This window comes from Shewanella sp. SM71 (assembly GCF_025653905.1).
Lineage (GTDB): Bacteria > Pseudomonadota > Gammaproteobacteria > Enterobacterales > Shewanellaceae > Shewanella > Shewanella oncorhynchi.
Genome location: NZ_JAKKRW010000005.1, coordinates 185954 through 207276, shown reverse-complemented (window position 1 = coordinate 207276; position 21323 = coordinate 185954). Strand labels below are relative to the sequence as shown.

Genomic DNA, 21323 nt, shown 5'->3' with positions numbered 1-21323 from the left:
AAGGGATTATGATATACTCGCGCCAGTTGATACACAGTCTATTTTCCTATGGTTCAATGAAATCAATGGTCCAATTAAATCAAAATTTTATCGATACAATCACCCAAGAACTCCCCGCCCATTTATCCATGGACGAGTTTATTGCCGCCTGCGACAGGCCGCTTAGACGTTCAATTCGGGTCAATACCTTAAAAATCAGCAGCGACGACTTTAAGACCTTGATGCAACCTAAGGGCTGGACGTTCGATCCTATTCCTTGGTGTGAAGACGGATTTTGGATCAGTTACGATGAAGAAGAACAACTCGGCAATGCCTTAGAGCATATTCAGGGCTTATTCTACATTCAAGAAGCCAGCTCTATGTTGCCGCCGACCGCACTTTTTACACCGAATGCACATTGGCAGTGCGTTCTCGATCTTGCCTCCGCACCCGGTTCAAAAACCACGCAAATGGCCGCATTAATGCAAAACCAAGGCTTATTAGTGGCAAATGAATATTCGGCAAGCCGCGTAAAAGTATTGCACGCCAATGTGCTGCGCATGGGCGCGAGCCACTGCGCCCTCACCCATTTCGATGGCCGTGTATTTGGCGAATACCTGTACGAAAGTTTTGATGCCGTGCTTATCGATGCGCCCTGTGGCGGTGAAGGCACAGTGCGTAAAGACGCCGATGCGCTAAAACACTGGAGCCTAGACGATGTGCTGGCGATTAGCGAAACCCAAAAAGCCTTAATCGAATCGGCGTTTCTCGCCCTGAAACCCGGCGGCAGTTTGGTCTACTCAACCTGCACCTTAAACCGCCTCGAAAACCAAGGCGTGTGCGAGTATTTAAAGCAAGTCTACGGCGATGCGGTGCAATTTGAATCCTTAAGCGATTTATTTGATGGCGCAGATCGAGCTACAACGCCCGAAGGCTTCTTACATGTCTGGCCACAGATTTACGACAGTGAAGGTTTCTTTGTCGCTAAATTGACAAAAACCGCCTCAGTGCCGCGTTTACAGCCTGAGCCTAAACTGCAGAAAAACTTCCCCTTCACGCCCGCATCAGCGAAACAAGCCCAAGGGATCAAAGACTATTTTCAGCAGGATTTAGGCATCAGCTTACCGGACGAACTCATCATGGTTCGCGATGATGAATTCTGGCTATTCCCGCATGAATTCAACGCTTTTATCGGCCGTATGCGCTTTCAGCGTATTGGCATTAAACTCGCCGATAACAGTAAACACGGCTTTAAAGTCCGCCATGAAGCGATTATTGCATTAGCAGGAAAACAGCTCAGCCCAACCGCAAAAACGGTCGATGTGAGCGATGTTGAAGCGAAAGAGTATTTGATGGGGCGAGATATTGCCCTAAACACCGCAGTGAAAGCTCAAGGTGAAGTGATCGTCTGTTATGGCGGTGCACCATTAGGGATGGCGAAACATTTAGGCAATAAGTTAAAAAACAACCTACCCAGAGACTTAGTGAAAGATAAAGTGTTACTGCTACCAGAACAGACGAAATCGTTATAATTTCGCTGTTTTTTAGCGATAAATAACCTAAAAAAGGGGGAAAGTGAGCGCGACTATAAGACAAAAGCTCGACTACACTGAGTCTATTGTAAAGCGCACTGCATGGCGCTTTCACCTGTAGCGCACGGCTCTTCAATGAGCCATTCCCCTAGGCCCAAACAGCTTTAATCGTTTTGGGCCTTTTTTTATGCCTGTACGCTAACAATCACGCAATCGCATAAAGTGATTCAAAGCACTTGCTGCTAACGGCCAACTAAACGCGCTGCATCTTTGAATAAATTAAAGAAGTTATTGCTGGTGTATTCAGCAAGATCTTCGTAACGCTCACCTCTAAGCTCTGCCACAAACTCAGCCACATCGCGCACATAGGCAGGCTGATTCTCTTGTCCACGGTGTGGGATCGGCGCCAAATAAGGCGAATCAGTTTCAACTAGCAGACGATCCTGAGGCACTTTGCGAATAACGGTTCGCAGATCACCCGCATTTTTAAAAGTGACTATGCCTGAAACCGAAATATAAAAGCCGAGATCAATCGCCGCTTTCGCCATCTCCCAGTTCTCGGTAAAGCAATGCAGCACGCCGCCAACGTTATCCGCGTTGCCCTGCTTAAGCATATTGATCGTATCTTCACGTGCATCACGGGTATGGACAATTAAAGGTTTATTCACTTCGACCGCAAGGGCAATCTGCTGCTCAAAACATTGCTGTTGCAACAGCTTAGTGTCGTCTGCATAAAAATAATCTAACCCCGTTTCACCAATCGCGACCACTTTAGGATCGGTGGCAAAGCGGCGGATTTGCTCAACATCGAGGCCTTCTTTAACGTCTAATGGATGCACGCCCGATGATAAAAATACCTGATCGAAGGCTGCAACTTTATCTCGCATCGATTCAAATCCCTGCTGGCGCACGTTGACGCATAGCATATAGTCCACGCCACGGGCTTTCGCGCTGGCCAGAATATGTTCTAGAGTTTGTTGATCAGGCGCCGCTTTAAGGCGATCGAGATGGCAGTGTGAATCAATAAGCACAGGGATTTCCAAGCTGAATAACAAAAGGACGACAAGGATACCCAGCCAAGGGATCGAGGTCAAATTCAACAGAAGTAAATAGTCAGTTTAGGCAGTGATCAGACGTTTAAACCAGAGCAATAATGCAGGCTAACCTACATAGTACAGGTTAAATCGCCAGAGGCGAGTTCGCGGGACAGTAACTTTTCGATATGGTGTTTATGGCTATCTGGCTCAGAAATAATTTTAATGCCAATCCCCACAGGGCGGCCCCCCGACGCTCCTAAGGGATTAATCCACACCACAACACCACGAAATTCATTAGTGAGGGTTGCGCCGGGTAAACGATACGCAATCGTCAGCGGTTGGCCAAGATAATGACTTTCACTGGTCGCAATAAATAATCCTGCCGGCTTAATAAAAGGCATATAGGCACGATATAACTGATGTAAGGTATCAAAATTAACGACGAGATCTACCATGGCATATTACTTATTTGTTATCTCTCTATATTCTAAGACATAACTTTGACACAGGGCCAGATAATTGACGCTCGGCATTGTGCTTAAGCTATGACACATTCCCATGATCTTAGCCGCCAAATTCCCGAGCTGCGCATGAACAAACGCATCTTGATGGCTATTTTTCAGTAAAACCTGTCGTATAAGTAGGTACAAAACCTTAAGAACATCAATTATTTGTTGTTCACTTATTATTAACAAACTAGCACACAGATGACCAGACGACAAACTTTGTGCCCAATCTTTGCGAAATTGTAGCAAGGATTGATACCGACTCTGTTGGCTCCCCTCAGACTGCAAGCTCTCAGCCAACTTTAATGGCCCACCCACCACACTCAAACACCAAGTTACATCCTCTTGAATACCGCATCGCTGGGCAAGCCAGTTTTTGATGACCTCTCGACTCGGAACGACAAAAGGAATGCGTTGACAACGACTGCTAACCGTCGCCATCAAACGTGCAGGCGTATCCGACTGCAAAATCAGTAAGGTGTCTTTACCAGGCTCCTCAAGGGTTTTAAGGAGTGCGTTCGCGGCAGCGGAGTTAAGACGCTCGCTGTGGTGGATAATCGCTACACGCCTGCCACTTTGCTGTGCAGTGGCCGTCAGACGCGTACACAGCTCACGAATTTGATCGACTTTAATTTGATTGCCATCGGCGGCGATATGATAAAAATCAGGATGATTGCCCGCATCATAGAGCTGACAAGACTTACAAAAACCGCACGCTCCCACAGGCGTTGGCTGCACACACATAGCCGCGCGCGCCATAAACACACTCAGCAACTCACCGCCATAGGCTGAATCAATGCCCACGAGTTGTGCGTGAGGTATTTTTTGACGCGCTAATTGAGCTAAAAATGCCTGTCTTGGCCCTTCGAGCCAAGGTAATTGCTCAGCCGTAAATCCGGACTCGGCTACCATACCATCGCCTGAAGCACGGCTAAGATATCTTTGTGCACTTCGGCCATAGTTTGGCTCGCGTCTATAACCACAATACTGTCGTCTTCGCTGGCAAGTTTGAGATATGTAGCGCGTGCTCGCTCAAAGAAATCAATCGCTTGTTGCTCAATTCTATCAAGCTCACCACGTTTAGCTGCACGGGTAAGCCCAAGCTTAGGATCTAAATCTAAGTACAAAGTAAGATCGGGTTTAAATCCCTTTAGTGTTGCAGTGCTCACCGCTTCCACTAACGGCATTAACCCTCTGCCACCACCTTGATAAGCTAATGACGATAGATTGTGTCTATCACCCAATACCCATTGCCCTTGCGCAAGCGCGGGCTTTATGACATTGGCAACTAACTGAGCTCTGGCAGCATAAATGAGTAAACACTCGGCCTCATCACACAGGGGATCGTTCGCATCGGCAATCTTAACTAAATCACGGATACGTTCAGCCAATGGTGTACCGCCCGGTTCGCGGGTGCAAATCGGCGCTTTACCCGTATGTTTTTCAATAAAGTCGCGAATAAGGTTAATCGCACTCGACTTACCTGCGCCTTCTAAACCTTCAATAACGATAAATTTTGCAAAAACTGACATTGGATTTTCTTTCTCTGCATTTTTACTTTGGTGATTTTTCTGGCGTCGCTGGTTTTATCTTACGCTGATAGACGTCTACGGCGTGATTGTGTTCTTCAAGCGTGGTTGAAAACACATGGGTGCCATCGTTGCGCGATACAAAATAAAGGTAACTCACACTGGCGGGCTTAGACACGGCCATCAATGAGGCTTTACTCGGTGCAGCTATCGGCGTTGGCGGCAATCCAAAGATGCGATAAGTATTAAAAGGCGTCTCTTCGACTAAATCTTTGCGGGTGATATTACCCTTATAGCGATCACCCATGCCGTAAATAACGGTCGGATCGGTTTGCAGACGCATACCTAGGTTAAGACGATTAACAAATACACCGGCGATTTGCTCACGCTCATGGGCTTGGCCGGTTTCCTTCTCAACTATCGATGCCAAAATCAGCATTTCATAGGGCGATTTTAACGGCAAATTTGGCGCCCGTTCTGCCCACGCTTTGGCAAGCTCCTGCTCCATCATTTTATAGCTTTGAGTCAGCATGACTTTAGCATCCGCCTCGGCGGTATAATGATAAGTGTCGGGGAAGAATTTTCCTTCAGGCAAACCAGAATCATCGCCTTGTGCCATCAATACCGCTGCAAATGCTTCTGGTGACATTTGTAAATGCGGAGCACTGGTAAGCTGTTGTTCCCATTCCACAATAGTTTTACCTTCAACTAAGGTCAAACTGAAGGTTTTTACTTTGCCGGCAATCAAATCATTGAGTAAATCAGTAATCGTTTGTGAAGGTGATATTTCATAAAGTCCCGTGCGAATTTTGGCAAGCTCAGGACGAAACTTAAGTAGCCACTTGAGTTTCCACGTATCTTGAATAACGCCGTCATCGGCAAGTTGCTGCGCCAGTTGATTTACACTGGTGCCGCGTTCAACCTTCAACTCTTTAGGCTCGCTAAGACTCAGCGGCGTTTGACTGTATTCGACAACCGTTTGATAGCCCCAAAAGGCTCCCAAACAGACTAAGGTTAGCAAGGTCAACAGGGTTGAACTGGCGATAATAATGATTTTTTTCATAGAGTGAGTGAAAGTGTCTGTCTAAGTTGCGCGGTAATCGGAGCACGGGTGAACTTGAGCGAGTCTATCGCCAGTACATCCACAATCCCTAAAACGCTGTTAGTGATAAACGCTGAGTCAAATTCGATTAAACGCTCGGCGCCAACGGGCAAACATTCGATATTCATGTTCTGTTCAAGCAAGGCCAACATTATCTGTTCGCGCATCACACCCGCCACGCCACACAGGGCTAATGAAGGCGTGATAATGCGATTATCTTTGATAAAAAACACATTCGCCATCGAAGATTCAATCACATTCTCCTCGATATCTTTGACTAACCAGTCATCAAATCCCTGCGGTAAAGAGTGTGATTTAATCAAAACTTGTTCGAGTCGATTTAAATGCTTCATCCCTGCCAACATAGGCTGCAAACCCAATCGTACCGACGAAGTTTTAAGGCTAATACCCTGTTGCTGCCACTGAGCATAATGGCCGGGGATAGTATGAACTGAGACGATTTCGGTAGGATTAACCGTTTCTGGCGGTGTATAGCCACGGCCACCAGCACCACGGGAAACGATTAACTTAATGCAATGATGAGGATATTCAATGGCTAAGGTATTCAGTTGCTGTTGCAATGCTTCACTCATTTGCCATTGAAATCCAAGCCTTGCGGCGCCTGCGGTTAAACGGGCTTGGTGGGCTTCAAAAAACATAATCCCCTCAGCGTCCGTTCGCATCGTTGCAAACAGACCATCACCGTAGGCAAGCCCTCGATCGGAAGGGTCGACACTTGCCTGCGATGCGCCATTCACCCAGAACACGCGTGTTAGTCCTGACTGATACGGCTAGCCACCGCTTCTTGCTGATCTTTGTACTTGGCACTCTTACGGGTGTTATAAGGACGTGCAACCGCATGATTTAAGCGTTCAAAGTTAAGCGCACCTATAGTCATGCGTGGACGCAAAGCTAAAGGCAACTTGCCGCTGTTATAAAACTCGAGCACAATTTTACCTTGCCAACCCGGATCGATACGGTGCGCCGTTACGTGTACCATCAGGCCTAAACGCGCTAGAGACGAACGGCCATCAAGCCAACCGACGATATCAGCAGGTAAAGTTACGCTCTCGTAAGTCACAGCCAAAGCCAATTCGCCAGGATGCAAGAAAAATGCTTCCCCATCGGGGATTTCGATAATCTCACTCATCACCCGATCGAGCGCCGCTTGCATCTCAGCACTTGGACCACTCAAGTCGATAAAAGGCGCGGTATGATCTTTAAAGACGCGAAACTGTCCACCTAAGCGCACATCAACACTGACGCCTGAAATAGCTTCTATGCCTGGGCGAGGTTCTATTACGATAGTGCCGTTATCAAGGGCCTGTTCAATTTCGATATCGGTTAAGCGCATCTTGCCTATTACTCCTTGAGTTTTATGTCGTTATTTTGCCAGTAAATGTTGGATACGAGTCTTTAAAATATCGGTCGCAATACGATTTTTGCCGCCACGGGGAACGATAATATCGGCGTATTGTTTCGAGGGTTCGATAAACTGTAAGAACATAGGACGCACGGTTTTCTTGTACTGTGAAATCACAGACTCCATAGTACGGCCCCGCTCGGCCACATCACGAGTTAAGCGACGTAGGAAACAAATGTCCAGCGGCGTGTCCATAAACACACTCGCGTCCATCAGGGCACGTAACTTAGGATCGGTCAGCAATAAGATACCTTCTAAAATGATCACCTTTTTCGGTGTCATCTTTAAAGTTTCTGCAGTGCGTGTATGTTCTGTATAGCTATAACAAGGGATATCAACAGCTTCGCCAGACTTGAGCAACTGTAAATGCGTGCACAACAATTGATGGTCCAGCGCTTTTGGATGATCGTAATTCGTTAATACCCGTTCATCCATGGATAAATGACTCTGATCGCGATAGTACGCGTCTTCATTAATTACCCCAATTTGATCTGTGCCTAAATCGCGGCGCAATTCGTCAAAAATCGTTTTGGCAATTAAACTTTTGCCCGATGCTGACGCGCCAGCAATTGCAATAATGACACACTGCTGAGAATTCATACCCTTAAACCTTACTCGTCATCTGAAACACTAATAGAAACTGTTTTCTGGCTTTGCTTTAAAGCCAATTCTGCGCCCACTTTACGGGCAATTTCCCGATAAAGAGCAGCGACTTCACTGTCAGGATCGGCAACGACGGTCGGCGCACCATTATCCATGGCTTCACGGATATTGATGTGCAGCGGCAAAGCGCCTAACAGTGGAACTTGATAGCGTTCAGCAATTTTACTGCCGCCGTGTGTTCCAAATGGATGTTCTTTATGACCACACTCAGGACATAAATGGAAACTCATGTTCTCGACAATACCCAGCACAGGAATGTTCACTTTCTGGAACATATTGATGCCCTTCTTGGCATCGGCCAGCGCGATATCCTGCGGTGTAGTCACGATAACAGCGCCGCTCACAGGAACTTTTTGCGATAACGTGAGCTGAATATCCCCTGTGCCAGGTGGCATATCAACGACTAAATAATCCAGTTCTGGCCATTGGGTTTCATTCAGTAACTGGGCCAACGCGCCCGCGGCCATTGGGCCACGCCACACGGCAGCTTCATCACCACTGAGCATAAAACCAATCGACTGCGCGGCAATGCCATGGGCACTGGCGGCTGTCATATGTTTACCATCTGGGGAAAGCGGTCTGAAATTAGGAATACCTAACATCATAGGCACTGACGGGCCGTAAATATCCGCATCGAGAATACCCACCTGCGCACCTTCGGCCGCTAATGCCAAAGCTAAGTTCACCGCTGTGGTTGACTTACCCACGCCGCCCTTACCTGAGGCTACGGCAATCACTTGCTTCACATTGACAATCGGCGCAATAGAAGATAACGCTGAGTAGGCTTTAGGTTGAAAATCGATTTCACACTCGACTTCATCAATAGCATCGAGCACCGCTAACTTATTCGTCAGCGCCATAACAGTGTCGCGATACTGAGTCATACAAGGGTATGGATAGACTAAGCCAAGCTGCAAACGCTTACCTTCCAATGCCAGCTTATTTACGCATCCTGCGCTCACTAACCCTTTCGCGAGATACGGGTCAACAAATGAATCGAGAATAGCCAGAACTGGCCCGAGAAGATCGTCATTCAGACGATAATCAGTTTGAGTTGAAGACAAAAGAATTACCCCCACCAATAAATTTGCCCAAGTGTACCAGATAATGCAGAAAACATTAGCGCAGATTTAGCTCAATTGGCTCAGGTTTTGATGAAAATCATCCTGTAATCGGTTAGTATCTCTACCAATATTTTTGGCCCACCACGATATTTGAGACAAGATGGCAACTTCACAACGTAAAATTCTCGTGACCAGCGCACTTCCCTATGCAAACGGACCGATACATTTAGGTCACATGCTGGAATACATACAGACAGATATCTGGTCGCGTTATCAAAAGCTTCGTGGACATGAGTGCCACTATATTTGTGCCGATGACGCCCATGGCACGCCAATCATGCTTAAAGCACAGCAATTAGGCATAGCGCCAGAAGACATGATTGCCCAAGTGAACAAAGAACATCAGCATGATTTTGCCGATTTCAATATCGCCTTCGATAACTATCACAGCACCCACAGCGATGAAAACCGCGTACTGGCGAGTGATATTTATCTCAAGCTACGTGCGAATGGCTATATCAAGAGCAAGAGTATTTCTCAGCTGTTCGATCCTGAGAAATCCATGTTCCTGCCAGACCGATTCGTAAAAGGCACTTGTCCTAAGTGTAAGTCACCGGACCAATACGGCGATAACTGTGATGCCTGCGGCGCGACTTACAGCCCAACTGAGCTCATCAATCCAAAATCAGCGGTATCGGGTGCGACACCAGTGATGAAAGACACTGAGCACTTTTTCTTCGACCTGCCTGCCTTCGAAGGCATGCTAAAAGAGTGGACTCGCTCTGGCGCACTGCAAGTCGAGATAGCCAATAAACTCGACGAGTGGTTCGAGCAAGGTCTGCAGCAATGGGATATCACCCGTGATGCACCGTATTTTGGTTTCGAAATTCCCGATGCGCCAGGTAAGTATTTCTACGTTTGGCTCGATGCGCCTATCGGTTATATGGGTTCGTTCAAAAACCTCTGTGACAAACGCCCTGAGCTGAGCTTTGAGGAATTCTGGGGCAAAGATTCAACCGCCGAGGTGTATCACTTCATCGGTAAAGACATAGTCTACTTCCACAGTCTGTTTTGGCCAGCCATGTTACACGGCTCAGGTTATCGTCAGCCAAACAGCGTCTATGCCCACGGCTATGTGACGGTCAACGGCGCTAAAATGTCAAAATCCAAAGGCACTTTCATCAAGGCGCGAACTTATTTAGATCATTTAGATCCTGAATATTTACGTTACTACTACGCCGCCAAACTCAGCAGCCGTATCGACGATTTAGATTTAAATCTCGAAGATTTCGCCCAGCGCGTGAATTCAGACTTAGTCGGTAAGCTAGTGAACTTAGCCTCGCGCACCGCAGGTTTTATCACTAAACGTTTCGATGGCAAGCTAGCGAAAATTAACGACACCACCCTGACTGAGGCGTTTCTAGCCAAGCAAGAGGTGATTGCCGAATTTTACGAAGGCCGCGAATACGGCAAAGCAATGCGCGAAATCATGGCACTGGCGGATATTGCTAACGGTTTTGTAGCCGATGCTGCGCCTTGGCAAATGGTAAAACACGATGATCAACAGGAAGCGGCCCATCAAGTGTGTTCAAATGCCTTGAACCTGTTCCGTATTCTCGTGACGTATCTCAAACCTGTATTGCCACGTTTAGCCCAAGATGTGGAAGCCTTTTTCCAACTACCGCTCACTTGGAATGCATTGAACCAAGATTTAGCGGGTCATGAAATCGCGCCATTCAAAGCCATGATGCAACGTGTTGAGCTGGATAAAGTCAATGCTATGGTTGCCGACTCTAAGGATAACCTGCAAGTCACGGCCGATGCACCAAAGACGGCTGCGCCTGAAAAAACGGTTGAATCATCTAATGTCAGCAGTGAGCCTCTGGTTAACGATCCTATCAGTGAAACCATCAACTTTGATGATTTTGCGAAAATCGACCTGCGTATCGCTCGTATCGTGAAAGCCGAGCATGTTGCTGACGCAGACAAGTTACTGAAGTTGCAGCTCGACATCGGTGGCGAAACACGCCAAGTGTTTGCTGGGATCAAATCGGCCTATTCGCCAGAAGACCTTGAAGGCAAACTAACTGTGATGGTGGCTAACTTAGCACCACGTAAGATGCGTTTTGGCATGTCAGAAGGCATGGTTTTGGCCACTGGCCCTGGTGGCAGCGATCTGTGGATTTTAGAACCCCATGAAGGCGCACAGCCTGGCATGCGGGTTAAGTAATCTGCGCTAGATAACGCTCGAAAAATCAATAAGGCCGCATTTTATGTGGCCTTATTTGTTGGTATCGATTGTTTGAGCCGATTCGTGGTCGCAAGTGTCACGCAATCTTTTAAAAGACTGAGTTTAAGTCATTTAATTTTAACTGAGTGGTTTAAGAGACCGAGTTAAAACTCGTATTTCTATCGACAAGATATTCACGGCAATGTGACATTCATATCAGTGACAAGTCTAAAATCGACGCAGTGCTAAATGAATAACTCGAGGAGTAGTTATGGGAAATATCGTTGAGCAGTTGCTGTTTTCTGCCTCGATTACGGGTCCAATCTGTTTGATGTTAGCGCTCGGTGTGATCCTAAAACGCACCCAAATCATCAATGAAAACTTTATTGATGTCGCCTCAAAATTAGTCTTTAACGTGACGCTGCCAGCCTTGCTGTTCCTTAGCATCATTAGCTCAAATCACGATCTCGCCTCCAGTGCGCCCTTGATTGGCTATGGTTTAGCAGCCAATTTCCTGTTTTTCATACTCTCCACCTATGCAACTAGGCGGCTATTTCCCAAGCACAAAGACCAAGGCGTGATCATTCAAGGGGGGTTTAGGGCCAATACCGCTATTATCGGCTTAGCTTATGTTTCCAACGCCTATGGGAGTTCTGGTGTTGCCTTAGCCGCAGTCTATGTTGCCTCGATGACGCTGCTGTATAACATTCAAGCGGTTATTTGCCTAAGCCCTAAAGGTGAAGAATCCAGCCAACGTGCATTTGGCGTGATCATCAAGACCATCACCAAAAACCCGTTGATCATTGCCATTATGGCAGGAATGTTGTTCTATTTGCTTGCTATTCCAGTACCGAAAATGGTGCTCGATGCGGGACAATACTTCGCCAATATGACCCTGCCATTAGCGCTACTGTGCACTGGCGGTTCGCTCGATGTTGGTTCACTCAAACATGAAAAGCATACAACTTGGTTCTCGACCGCATTGAAACTGATCTTTGCCCCGCTTTTTATCACTGTGGGGGCCTTGCTGTTGGGTTATCGAGGAATTGAGTTAGCAATGGTCTTTTTAATGAGTTCTGCGCCCACCGCAGCCGCAAGCTATGTGATGGCGCGCGCCATGGGTGGCAATGCGCCCCTTGCGGCCAATATTATTGCGCTAACCACGGTCTGCTCGCTGATCACGTGCACCTTAGGCATCTTTGTATTGTCCACTTTGGAGCTAATCTAGCAGCTAAAGGCTAAGAGCTGATTGCACAATCAGTTAGAGGAACGGATTTGAGTGACTATAAGTAACAATAAAATCACAATAAAAAAGGCGAGCCATGCTCGCCTTTCGTTTAGGAATAAAACAGTTAGATTGTCATCATAAGCCGCTTTATGAATGGATTAGACCGGATTGGTGATATCCACAAAATGGTGCACGAGATCAAACTCGCGGGCGAGGTGACGGCCTAAGGCTTGAATGCCAAAACGTTCTGTCGCATGGTGTCCCGCCGCAAAATAATGTATGCCCTGCTCTACCGCACTGTGGAAGGTTCGCTCGGACACTTCGCCACTGATAAACGCATCCACACCTAAACTCGCCGCAACATCAATATAGTCCTGTGCACCACCAGTACACCAAGCTACATGTTGGATCTTAGCATCGCGATCACCAATGTGCAGTGGGGCTCTGCCTAACGCATTCTCAAGGGTGTGAGAAAATTCGCTAGCACTGACTGCAAGATCAAGTTTTCCACGCCACAGTAGCCCCTGAGCCACCTCTTCGATGGCTTCTGCGTCGACGATCCCAAGCTGTCTCCCCAAAGTCGCGTTATTACCGAGCATTGGGTGGGCATCTAAGGGTAAATGATACCCAAACAAGCTAATATCATGCTTGAGCAGCGCCTTAATTCGGCGTTGTTTCATGCCTGTGATCACTTCAGGTTCATTCTTCCAAAAAAAGCCGTGATGAACCAATATCGCATCGGCGTTTAATCGAATCGCTTCATCGATCAAGGCCTGACACGCTGTCACGCCCGTGACTAAGGTGCGGATCTCATCCTTGCCTTCTACCTGCAGCCCATTGGGTGCGTAATCCTTAAAGGCCGACACATGTAAAAAATCGGCTAAATATTGGCTTAGTTCTGTCCGTGTCATTGCATTACCGTCCGTTACTCAAGATGACCATTTACTGAAGATGAGAATTTATCCAATATGAGACCATCGCTTACATCGCGATATCAACACGCACGCCACCTTGCAGGTATACCACTCGAACTCTGTCACCCGCGTTAAACGTCATGCCAGCATCGTAATCTTGGATCACCATGACCTGAGTACCATCTTCTTGATTGATCATCAGTTCCACTAGCTTAAACGATTGCACGCTAGTACCACTGCCATAACGGTTACCAATACCCCCACCAATCAAGGCACCTAAAATCGTCGCCACATCTCGACCCGAACCGCCACCAAACTGATTACCAATCACCCCACCCGCTAAGGCGCCGCCGAAGGTTTTCCAACCTTGATTACGGTCTTCAATTAACTGGGTTTCGGTGATATTACGTACCGAAGTGATATCGCCATAGAGTACTTTCTCAACTGGCACGGCTTGATTGCGATCATAGCCAGCATTAGCGGGACTGATGATAAAAGCAAAAATAAACATAAAGCTTGCTAGAGTAGGTTTCCACATATCTGAATTTCCGCTAACTTAATAATAAGGTCTATAACTAAATCATACTCAATTGTGAAGTCACTGTCTTTCCTGAATCACGAATTTGACGCTTTTCCTTCGCCCGAGCTCGCCTTAACCGATCCTAATGGTTTATTGGCTATCGGCGGCGACTTACGTCCTGAACGTTTACTCTCTGCTTACTACAACGGTATTTTTCCTTGGTTTAATTCTGACGATCCCATCCTGTGGTGGTCGCCGGATCCCCGCGCCGTGTTTATTCCAGATGAAATTCACATCAGCACCAGCCTGCGTAAGTACTTAAAAAAGCAACCTTGGCGGATCACTATCAATCACGCTTTCACCGATGTGATGGCAGGATGCGCGCAGCCAAGAGAAAAACAGAGCGGCACTTGGATCACCCAAGAAATTCAAATGGCCTATCGCGAATTGCATCACACAGGTCATGCTCACTCCATTGAAGTGTGGGAAGGTGAACGTTTAATCGGTGGGCTTTACGGCTTAGCGATCGGCCAAGTATTTTGCGGCGAATCCATGTTTCACCGTAAAACCAATGCGTCCAAGGCCGCCGTTGCCGCACTGCAACAACATTTACTCAAGATGGGATTCAAACTCATCGACGCACAAGTGATGAATCCCCACCTAGAAAGTTTGGGAGCTAAAGCTATTAAACGCATTGATTTTATAACGTTACTGAGCAAACTGAGAAACAATCCCGTGGACCCAAATACTTGGGCCACTAAAGAGGTCATCCTTGAACTCGAGTAAAGCATCGATCGCTATCGGTATCAGTCAAATATTTCCCTGCAGCTACCTTGATGGCCAGCAGGAGCAGCTACTCGTCATCCAAGAAGATACGCTCGATCCCATTTTATTTGAGCGTTTGCTCGCGGTAGGTTTTCGTCGCAGTGGTAGCTCTATCTACAAACCACGCTGCCCTAGATGCAGTGCATGCCAACCAATCCGTGTGCCAACGCATGAATTTGTCCCATCGAAACGCCAAAAACGCACTTTAGCAAAAAACCAAGATCTGACTTGGCGAATTACATCGGAGCAAACCGCCGAGCAATATACGCTATATGAACATTACATTCGTGGGCGACATTTTGACGGCCCCATGTTTCCCCCGAGTGAAGATCAATATAATCACTTTCTTTTTTGCCATTGGTTACCGCCAACGTTTATCGAAGTCTATGATGGAAATAAATTATTGGCAGTTGCGGTCACTGATAGCTTGCCCAATAGTCTTTCGGCAATTTACAGCTATTTTGACCCCGACGAAGAACATCGCTCCCTCGGCGCACTGTTAATTTTAATTCAGTGTCGACTGGCGAAACTCATGAATAAAGAATTTGTTTATCTCGGATATCAAATAGATGAAAACCGTAAGATGTCTTACAAGCGTTTGTATCGCCCTTATCAAATTCTCACACCGACGGGCTGGGAGTATTCCCAAGTTTGCTAAGTACTTCCCCTTTACAGCGGGGGGAATTTGGGGCATGATACGCCCGTTTTTTATATTCGAAGGCTAATGGGATAATTAATTAATGGCGAAAGAAGACAACATTGAAATGCAAGGCACTATCCTTGAAACCTTGCCAAACACAATGTTTCGTGTAGAGCTTGAAAATGGTCATGTGGTGATAGCCCACATTTCAGGCAAAATGCGTAAAAACTACATCCGGATCCTCACTGGCGATAAAGTTACCGTCCAGCTGACTCCTTATGATCTGACCAAAGGTCGCATTGTCTTCCGCGCACGCTGATATAGCCTCTTAGATTTAAAAACCCGGCAAGGCCGGGTTTTTTTGTTTGCGAAAGATGAAAAAAATGGCTGCAATTGCAGCCATTTTTATGTCTAAAACTAATGGATAATCAAGCATTAAGCTTTTGTTGTCGCTTTTTCGTGACGTTCGGTACGAATGACAATCTCACCCTCCTTCACATCCACATACGCAACACCGCCTGACTCTAAGACACCAAATAAGATCTCGTCTGCCAATGGACGTTTGATCAATTCGGTCACGACCCGAGCCATTGGACGTGCGCCCATGTTCTTATCGTAGCCTTTCTCGGCCAACAAGGTTCTGGCTTCGTCGCTGACTTCCAAAGTAACGTGTTTTGCATCCAACTGTGCCTGCAATTCCACCAAGAATTTATCGACCACTTTGGCGATAATCGTCATATCCAAATGATTGAACCAAATGATGGAATCGAGACGATTTCGAAATTCTGGCGAAAATACTCGATTAATTTCAGATAATGCATCTTGGGTGTGATCTTGCTGGGTAAAGCCAATCGACTTACGAATAGTCTCCTGTACACCCGCGTTAGTGGTCATCACCAAAGTCACGTGTCTGAAGTCAGCCTTACGACCATTATTATCGGTCAAAGTACCGTGATCCATCACCTGCAACAGCAGGTTATAGACATCACGGTGGGCCTTCTCAATTTCATCCAATAGCACGACACAGTGCGGATTTTTAATCACAGCATCCGTGAGCAAGCCACCTTGGTCATAACCCACATAACCAGGAGGTGCACCAATCAGGCGTGACACTGTATGGCTTTCCATGTACTCAGACATGTCAAAGCGCACCAGTTTCATCCCCAAGCAGTTGGCCAGTTGGTTAGTGACTTCGGTTTTACCCACACCGGTGGGACCGGCGAATAAGAAGCTCCCCACAGGTTTTCGGTCAGCACCTAAGCCACTGCGCGATAAGCGAATGGCCGAACTCAGACTCTCAATGGCCTTATCTTGGCCAAAGACCACCATCTTAAGGTTACGCTCAAGATTACGCAGTAAGTCCTTATCAGTGGCGGATACCGACTTCTCAGGGATACGTGCCATTTTCGCCACAATCGACTCAATCTCGGCCTGGCCTATGGTCTTTTTACGTTTACTCATAGGCAGCATCACCATACGCGCACCCGCTTCATCAATCACATCGATGGCTTTATCGGGTAAATGCCTGTCGTTGATGTGCTTGGCCGACAATACTGCAGCGCTGCTGATCGCGGCCTGAGTATAACGAACCCCATGATATTCTTCGTATTTAGACTTAAGCCCCATCAAAATCTTAGTGGTTTCTTCCACTGAAGGCTCATTGATATCCACCTTTTGGAAACGACGTGCAAGTGCGCGATCTTTCTCAAAAATACTTTGATATTCTTGGAAAGTAGTCGAGCCCATGCAACGCAAATTGCCGCTAGATAGCAAAGGTTTCAGCAGATTAGAGGCATCCATTACGCCGCCAGAGGCCGCGCCCGCACCGATAATGGTGTGGATCTCATCGATGAATAGGATGGCATGCTTATCCGCCGCCAGTTCTTTTAACAGGTTCTTAAAGCGTTTTTCAAAGTCACCGCGATACTTAGTTCCCGCCAGCAGTGAACCTAAATCTAAGGAATACACTGTCGCTTCAAGCATTACATCGGGTACTTGTTTATTGACAATGCGATACGCTAACCCTTCAGCAATCGCTGTTTTACCTACACCCGCCTCACCCACTAACAGTGGATTATTTTTACGGCGACGGCACAGGGTTTGAATCGCGCGCTCAATTTCTTGGTCGCGACCAATCAAAGGGTCGATGATCCCTTGCTTTGCAAGTTGATTTAAGTTGGACGCAAATTGCGACAACATACTACGCTCTTCGCTGCCTTCGCCCTGCTCTTCGACACGTTCTTGATCTTGATGTGACTCAGCATCATCATTTTTGGCGAAACCATGGGAAATAAAATTCACTACATCGAGGCGACTAATGTCGCAGCGGCGCAGTAAATACACGGCTTGGGATTCTTGCTCACTGAAAATGGCAACTAACACGTTAGCGCCGTTCACTTCATTGCGACCCGATGACTGCACATGGAATACTGCCCGTTGCAGCACTCGCTGGAACCCAAGCGTCGGCTGAGTTTCTTTGTCATCATCAATATCGGCAATGATTGGGGTTGTTTGTTGGATAAAGCTTGCCACTTCATCTCTGAGTTTATCTAGATTCGCTCCACAGGCGATTAACGCTTCTTGAGCCGCAGGATTGTCGATCAGAGCTAATAACAGATGTTCCACTGTCATATACTCGTGACGCGCGTCTCTGGCTTGCTGAAACGCCAGATTTAAGGTGACTTCCAGATCTTTGTTCAGCATAAGCACCCCCAAAATTAACAACAGACTACAGAGTAAAGCGGTTTTATGCTTTCTCTAACGAACACAGTAACGGATGTTGGTTTTGTCTTGCAAATTGATTTACTTGTATCACCTTAGTTTCTGCAATCCCAAACGGGAAAATACCGCAAATCCCTTTTCCTTGGTGATGGATCGTCAACATGATATCGGTCGCTTCCTGCTCGTTCTTGCGAAAGAAAACCTGCAAAACTTCAATCACAAAATCCATTGGGGTGTAATCATCATTATTGAGTACCACCTTATACATCGAAGGCGGCATTAACTCTGATTCGACACGTTCTTCAACGTGTTCAATATTTCCTATCTTTGCCATTTTTTAATACTAGCCTCTCGTGTTGGCCTCTTCCAATTGATCCGTTCAAATTAATCAGTTGTTACCCCTTTGTTAATTTTAGCTTGACTTCCGCATTTACTCCTTACATTCTGTTGTGCAGACGGTGAACGAATACCCGTCTATACAGGTTTTACTATCTTACTGGTAAGTAGACAACAGAAGGAAGTGGAAGTATGGCAAGCGGAACTGTTAAATGGTTCAACAACGCCAAAGGATTCGGGTTTATTTGCCCTGATCAAGGTGGTGAGGACGTTTTTGCACACTATTCTACCATTGAAATGGAAGGCTATCGAACTCTAAAAGCAGGCCAACCCGTTCAATTTGAAGTAGAAGCCGGTCCAAAAGGGATGCACGCTTCAGCCATTTCACCAACAAAATAACGTTTGGTGAGGCCAATGATCTAAAAGGCAGGGACTTGTCCCTGCCTTTTTATTGCTGCGTGTTTCATCAATTCTCACCACTTAATGCTGCATCGCTCATCATCATTTCGCATGAATTTAATTCAAGTTCAATCGCCACACATCATCCATTGCATCCCAGAAAAAAGTTTTTATCATCGGTCTCGACAGCAAATTTAGGGTATAAAAAAGGATCTGCAATGCAGACCCTTTTTTAAAATCAGTCTAATGACTTACAACTTTACATCAACTTAGATGGCCAACACTGACGCGCACGCCATCTAAAAGTGATAACGAGCGGGATTAAGCAATCAACAGCTTGTTCAACGTCTCGCTTGGGCGCATGGCTTTTTCAGCCTTAGCCGCATCTAAACGGTAGTAACCACCTAAATCGACTGGTGCACCTTGTGCCATCGCTAATTCAGCCACAATCACTTGCTCATTCGCCGCGAGCGCATGCGCTAACGGAATAAAGTGTGCTTGTAACTGCTCATCGCTGGTTTGCGCTGCTAAGGCTTGTGCCCAGTACATGGCTAAGTAGAAATGGCTACCACGGTTATCCAGCTCACCGACTCTTCTTGATGGCGATTTATTGCTATCTAAGAATTGGCCAATGGCTTGATCTAAAGTATCGGCTAATACTTGGGCTTTTGGATTGCCCACTGTTTGGCTTAAATGCTCAAGAGACGCCGCCAGAGCCAAGAATTCACCGAGCGAATCCCAACGTAAGTGACCTTCTTTCTCAAGCTGTTGCACGTGCTTAGGCGCACTACCACCCGCACCTGTTTCAAATAGACCGCCGCCGTTCATTAATGGAACGATTGACAGCATTTTAGCACTGGTGCCTAGCTCAAGGATAGGGAACAAGTCAGTCAGGTAGTCACGTAGAACGTTACCCGTAACTGAAATGGTATCTTTGCCTTCTTTGATGCGAGCCAAAGACAAACGCGTCGCGTCTTCTGGAGACATAATGCTGATATCTAAGCCATCAGTGTCATGTTCTGGCAGGTACTGCTGCACTTTTGCAATGATTTGCGCATCGTGGGCACGTTTGCTATCTAACCAGAATACCGCAGGGGTATTGCTTAAACGGGCACGGCGCACGGCCAGTTTTACCCAATCACGGATAGGTGCGTCTTTAACTTGGCACATTCTCCAGATATCGCCCGCTTCCACGTTATGGCTCATCAATACCTTACCGCTGGCATCGACAACGTTAACCACACCGTCAGCAGGAATTTCAAAGGTCTTATCGTGGCTGCCGTACTCTTCGGCTTTTTGCGCCATCAAGCCCACGTTTGGCACGCTGCCCATGGTTTTAGGATCAAAAGCGCCGTGCTCTTTACAAAAAGCAATCGTTTCTTGGTAAATACCGGCATAGCAACGATCAGGGATCATGGCTTTAGTGTCATGCAGTTGACCGTCTGGTCCCCACATTTGGCCAGATGAACGAATCGCAGCAGGCATAGACGCATCGATAATGATGTCGCTTGGTACGTGTAAGTTGGTGATACCTTTGTCAGAATCAACCATAGCCAATGCGGGACGCGCAGCGTAAACGGCGGCGATATCGGCTTCGACTTCGGCGCGGCTATCAGCAGGTAATGTCGCTATTTTGGCATAAACATCACCAAAACCGTTGTTAACATCAACGCCTAATTCAGCGAAAAGCGCCGCATGTTTGTCAAATACTGGCTTGAAGAAGACCTTCACAGCGTGACCAAACATAATAGGATCAGACACTTTCATCATAGTGGCTTTCAGATGCAGCGATAACAGCACATCTTCAGCTTTGGCGTTTTCGATTTCACGCTCATAGAAGCTCACTAAGGCTTTTTTACTCAACACCGCAGCATCGATAATTTCGCCAGCCAGCAGCTTAAGACCCGATTTGAGCACCACTTCTTGACCATCTTTTTGGGTCAGCACGATATTCACGCTGCCCGCATCAGATAAAGTCACAGACTGCTCGCTACCGTAGAAATCACCGTCAGTCATGTGGGCAACGTGTGACTTAGAATCTGTAGCCCATTTACCCATTGAATGCGGGTTTTTCTTGGCGAAGTTTTTCACCGATAATGGGGCACGGCGATCTGAGTTACCTTCACGCAGTACTGGGTTTACCGCACTGCCTTTAATCTTGTCGTAACGGGTTTTAATTGACTTTTCAGCGTCGGTTTTTGGCTCATCCGGATAATTAGGGATGTCGTAACCTTTTTGCTGCAGTTCAAGGATACAGGCTTTTAATTGTGGGATCGAAGCACTGATATTTGGTAACTTGATGATGTTCGCTTCTGGCTGATTCGCTAACTCGCCAAGCTCTGTCAGATGGTCGCCAATCTTTTGTGCTTCGGTCAGTTGCTCAGGGAAACTGGCAATAATACGGCCCGATAACGAGATATCACGGGTTTCAACCGCAACGCCCGCGGCGTCGGTAAACGTTCTGATAATAGGTAAGAGTGAGAGGGTGGCCAGTGCTGGCGCTTCGTCTGTTTCAGTGTAAATAATTGTTGATGAGTTATCTTTCATGTTACATCCTACATTATTGTAAAATTTAATATTTTTTATAATAATTTTATAGCATGGCGAACAAATCTGAGCACAGGGAAAATATCAATCAAGGCAATCGACCACGCCCTTATCTTTCAAATTCTCAA

21 protein-coding genes are annotated in these 21323 nt (G+C 46.7%); 7 read left to right on the top strand and 14 right to left on the bottom strand.

Annotated elements, in window-relative coordinates; all coding sequences use genetic code 11:
* Window positions 1-65: 65 nt before the first annotated feature.
* Window positions 66-1511, top strand: a complete 1446-nt coding sequence (rsmF, locus tag L5L97_RS07000; protein WP_263148415.1) for a 16S rRNA (cytosine(1407)-C(5))-methyltransferase RsmF — start codon at window positions 66-68, stop codon at window positions 1509-1511.
* 242 nt (window positions 1512-1753) lie between these two features.
* On the opposite strand, the gene L5L97_RS06995 is transcribed toward rsmF, so the two are convergent.
* The 9 genes from L5L97_RS06995 to apbC form a co-directional block, all read right to left on the bottom strand.
* Window positions 1754-2542, bottom strand: a complete 789-nt coding sequence (locus tag L5L97_RS06995; protein WP_263181514.1) for a TatD family hydrolase — start codon at window positions 2540-2542, stop codon at window positions 1754-1756.
* 134 nt (window positions 2543-2676) lie between these two features.
* The gene (locus tag L5L97_RS06990; RefSeq protein ID WP_028759752.1) at window positions 2677-3003 is read right to left on the bottom strand and encodes a PilZ domain-containing protein; all 327 of its coding nucleotides are present in this window, start codon (window positions 3001-3003) and stop codon (window positions 2677-2679) included.
* Window positions 3004-3009: 6 nt separating this feature from the next.
* Window positions 3010-3966, bottom strand: a complete 957-nt coding sequence (gene holB, locus L5L97_RS06985; RefSeq protein WP_212600206.1) for a DNA polymerase III subunit delta' — start codon at window positions 3964-3966, stop codon at window positions 3010-3012.
* Window positions 3960-4586 carry a dTMP kinase gene (tmk, locus tag L5L97_RS06980; protein WP_028759750.1) on the bottom strand — a complete coding sequence of 209 codons (627 nt, stop codon included), beginning with the start codon at window positions 4584-4586 and terminating at the stop codon, window positions 3960-3962. The genes holB and tmk overlap by 7 nt, the downstream gene beginning before the upstream one ends.
* 22 nt (window positions 4587-4608) lie before the next feature.
* Window positions 4609-5646, bottom strand: a complete 1038-nt coding sequence (gene mltG, locus L5L97_RS06975; protein ID WP_173244534.1) for an endolytic transglycosylase MltG — start codon at window positions 5644-5646, stop codon at window positions 4609-4611.
* Window positions 5643-6452 carry an aminodeoxychorismate lyase gene (gene pabC, locus L5L97_RS06970; protein WP_263162748.1) on the bottom strand — a complete coding sequence of 270 codons (810 nt, stop codon included), beginning with the start codon at window positions 6450-6452 and terminating at the stop codon, window positions 5643-5645. Before pabC ends, mltG begins: the two co-directional genes overlap by 4 nt.
* Window positions 6453-6457: 5 nt before the next feature.
* Window positions 6458-7039, bottom strand: a complete 582-nt coding sequence (gene dcd / locus L5L97_RS06965; protein ID WP_028759747.1) for a dCTP deaminase — start codon at window positions 7037-7039, stop codon at window positions 6458-6460.
* Window positions 7040-7069: 30 nt separating this feature from the next.
* A complete protein-coding gene (gene udk / locus L5L97_RS06960) occupies window positions 7070-7708 on the bottom strand; it encodes a uridine kinase (RefSeq protein ID WP_028759746.1) in 639 nt (212 codons plus the stop codon).
* Window positions 7709-7719: 11 nt separating this feature from the next.
* A complete protein-coding gene (gene apbC / locus L5L97_RS06955) occupies window positions 7720-8835 on the bottom strand; it encodes an iron-sulfur cluster carrier protein ApbC (RefSeq protein ID WP_263181512.1) in 1116 nt (371 codons plus the stop codon).
* 160 nt (window positions 8836-8995) lie between these two features.
* Here apbC and metG point away from each other — a divergent pair, with 160 nt between their 5' ends.
* A complete protein-coding gene (metG, locus tag L5L97_RS06950; protein WP_263181511.1) occupies window positions 8996-11065 on the top strand; it encodes a methionine--tRNA ligase in 2070 nt (689 codons plus the stop codon).
* Window positions 11066-11336: 271 nt separating this feature from the next.
* Window positions 11337-12293 carry an AEC family transporter gene (locus tag L5L97_RS06945; RefSeq protein ID WP_263181510.1) on the top strand — a complete coding sequence of 319 codons (957 nt, stop codon included), beginning with the start codon at window positions 11337-11339 and terminating at the stop codon, window positions 12291-12293.
* Window positions 12294-12451: 158 nt separating this feature from the next.
* Here the strand turns inward: L5L97_RS06945 and L5L97_RS06940 are convergent, their stop codons facing one another.
* Window positions 12452-13204: a Nif3-like dinuclear metal center hexameric protein gene (locus tag L5L97_RS06940; RefSeq protein ID WP_263162763.1), complete on the bottom strand. Its 753-nt coding sequence runs from the start codon at window positions 13202-13204 to the stop codon at window positions 12452-12454.
* 70 nt (window positions 13205-13274) lie between these two features.
* Window positions 13275-13745 (bottom strand): glycine zipper 2TM domain-containing protein, encoded by a 471-nt coding sequence (locus tag L5L97_RS06935; RefSeq protein ID WP_028759742.1) that lies wholly within the window; start codon window positions 13743-13745, stop codon window positions 13275-13277.
* Window positions 13746-13799: 54 nt separating this feature from the next.
* On the opposite strand from L5L97_RS06935, the gene aat reads away from it, so the two are divergent.
* The 3 genes from aat to infA all read left to right on the top strand — a co-directional run bounded on the left by aat (window position 13800) and on the right by infA (window position 15511).
* Window positions 13800-14513 (top strand): leucyl/phenylalanyl-tRNA--protein transferase, encoded by a 714-nt coding sequence (gene aat, locus L5L97_RS06930; protein WP_263181509.1) that lies wholly within the window; start codon window positions 13800-13802, stop codon window positions 14511-14513.
* Window positions 14500-15210, top strand: a complete 711-nt coding sequence (locus L5L97_RS06925) for an arginyltransferase (protein ID WP_028759740.1) — start codon at window positions 14500-14502, stop codon at window positions 15208-15210. The genes aat and L5L97_RS06925 overlap by 14 nt, the downstream gene beginning before the upstream one ends.
* Before the next feature lie 82 nt (window positions 15211-15292).
* Entirely contained in the window at window positions 15293-15511 is a 219-nt protein-coding gene (gene infA, locus L5L97_RS06920) for a translation initiation factor IF-1 (protein WP_006081934.1), read from the top strand.
* Window positions 15512-15627: 116 nt separating this feature from the next.
* On the opposite strand, the gene clpA is transcribed toward infA, so the two are convergent.
* Both clpA and clpS read right to left on the bottom strand, forming a co-directional pair.
* Window positions 15628-17895, bottom strand: a complete 2268-nt coding sequence (clpA, locus tag L5L97_RS06915; protein WP_131523328.1) for an ATP-dependent Clp protease ATP-binding subunit ClpA — start codon at window positions 17893-17895, stop codon at window positions 15628-15630.
* A gap of 43 nt (window positions 17896-17938) precedes the next feature.
* Window positions 17939-18247, bottom strand: a complete 309-nt coding sequence (gene clpS, locus L5L97_RS06910; protein ID WP_006081936.1) for an ATP-dependent Clp protease adapter ClpS — start codon at window positions 18245-18247, stop codon at window positions 17939-17941.
* A gap of 194 nt (window positions 18248-18441) precedes the next feature.
* On the opposite strand from clpS, the gene cspD reads away from it, so the two are divergent.
* Window positions 18442-18648 carry a cold shock domain-containing protein CspD gene (gene cspD, locus L5L97_RS06905; protein ID WP_006081937.1) on the top strand — a complete coding sequence of 69 codons (207 nt, stop codon included), beginning with the start codon at window positions 18442-18444 and terminating at the stop codon, window positions 18646-18648.
* A gap of 321 nt (window positions 18649-18969) precedes the next feature.
* Here cspD and L5L97_RS06900 read toward each other — a convergent pair whose 3' ends face one another.
* Window positions 18970-21195: an NADP-dependent isocitrate dehydrogenase gene (locus tag L5L97_RS06900; RefSeq protein WP_263181508.1), complete on the bottom strand. Its 2226-nt coding sequence runs from the start codon at window positions 21193-21195 to the stop codon at window positions 18970-18972.
* Window positions 21196-21323: the final 128 nt, after the last annotated feature.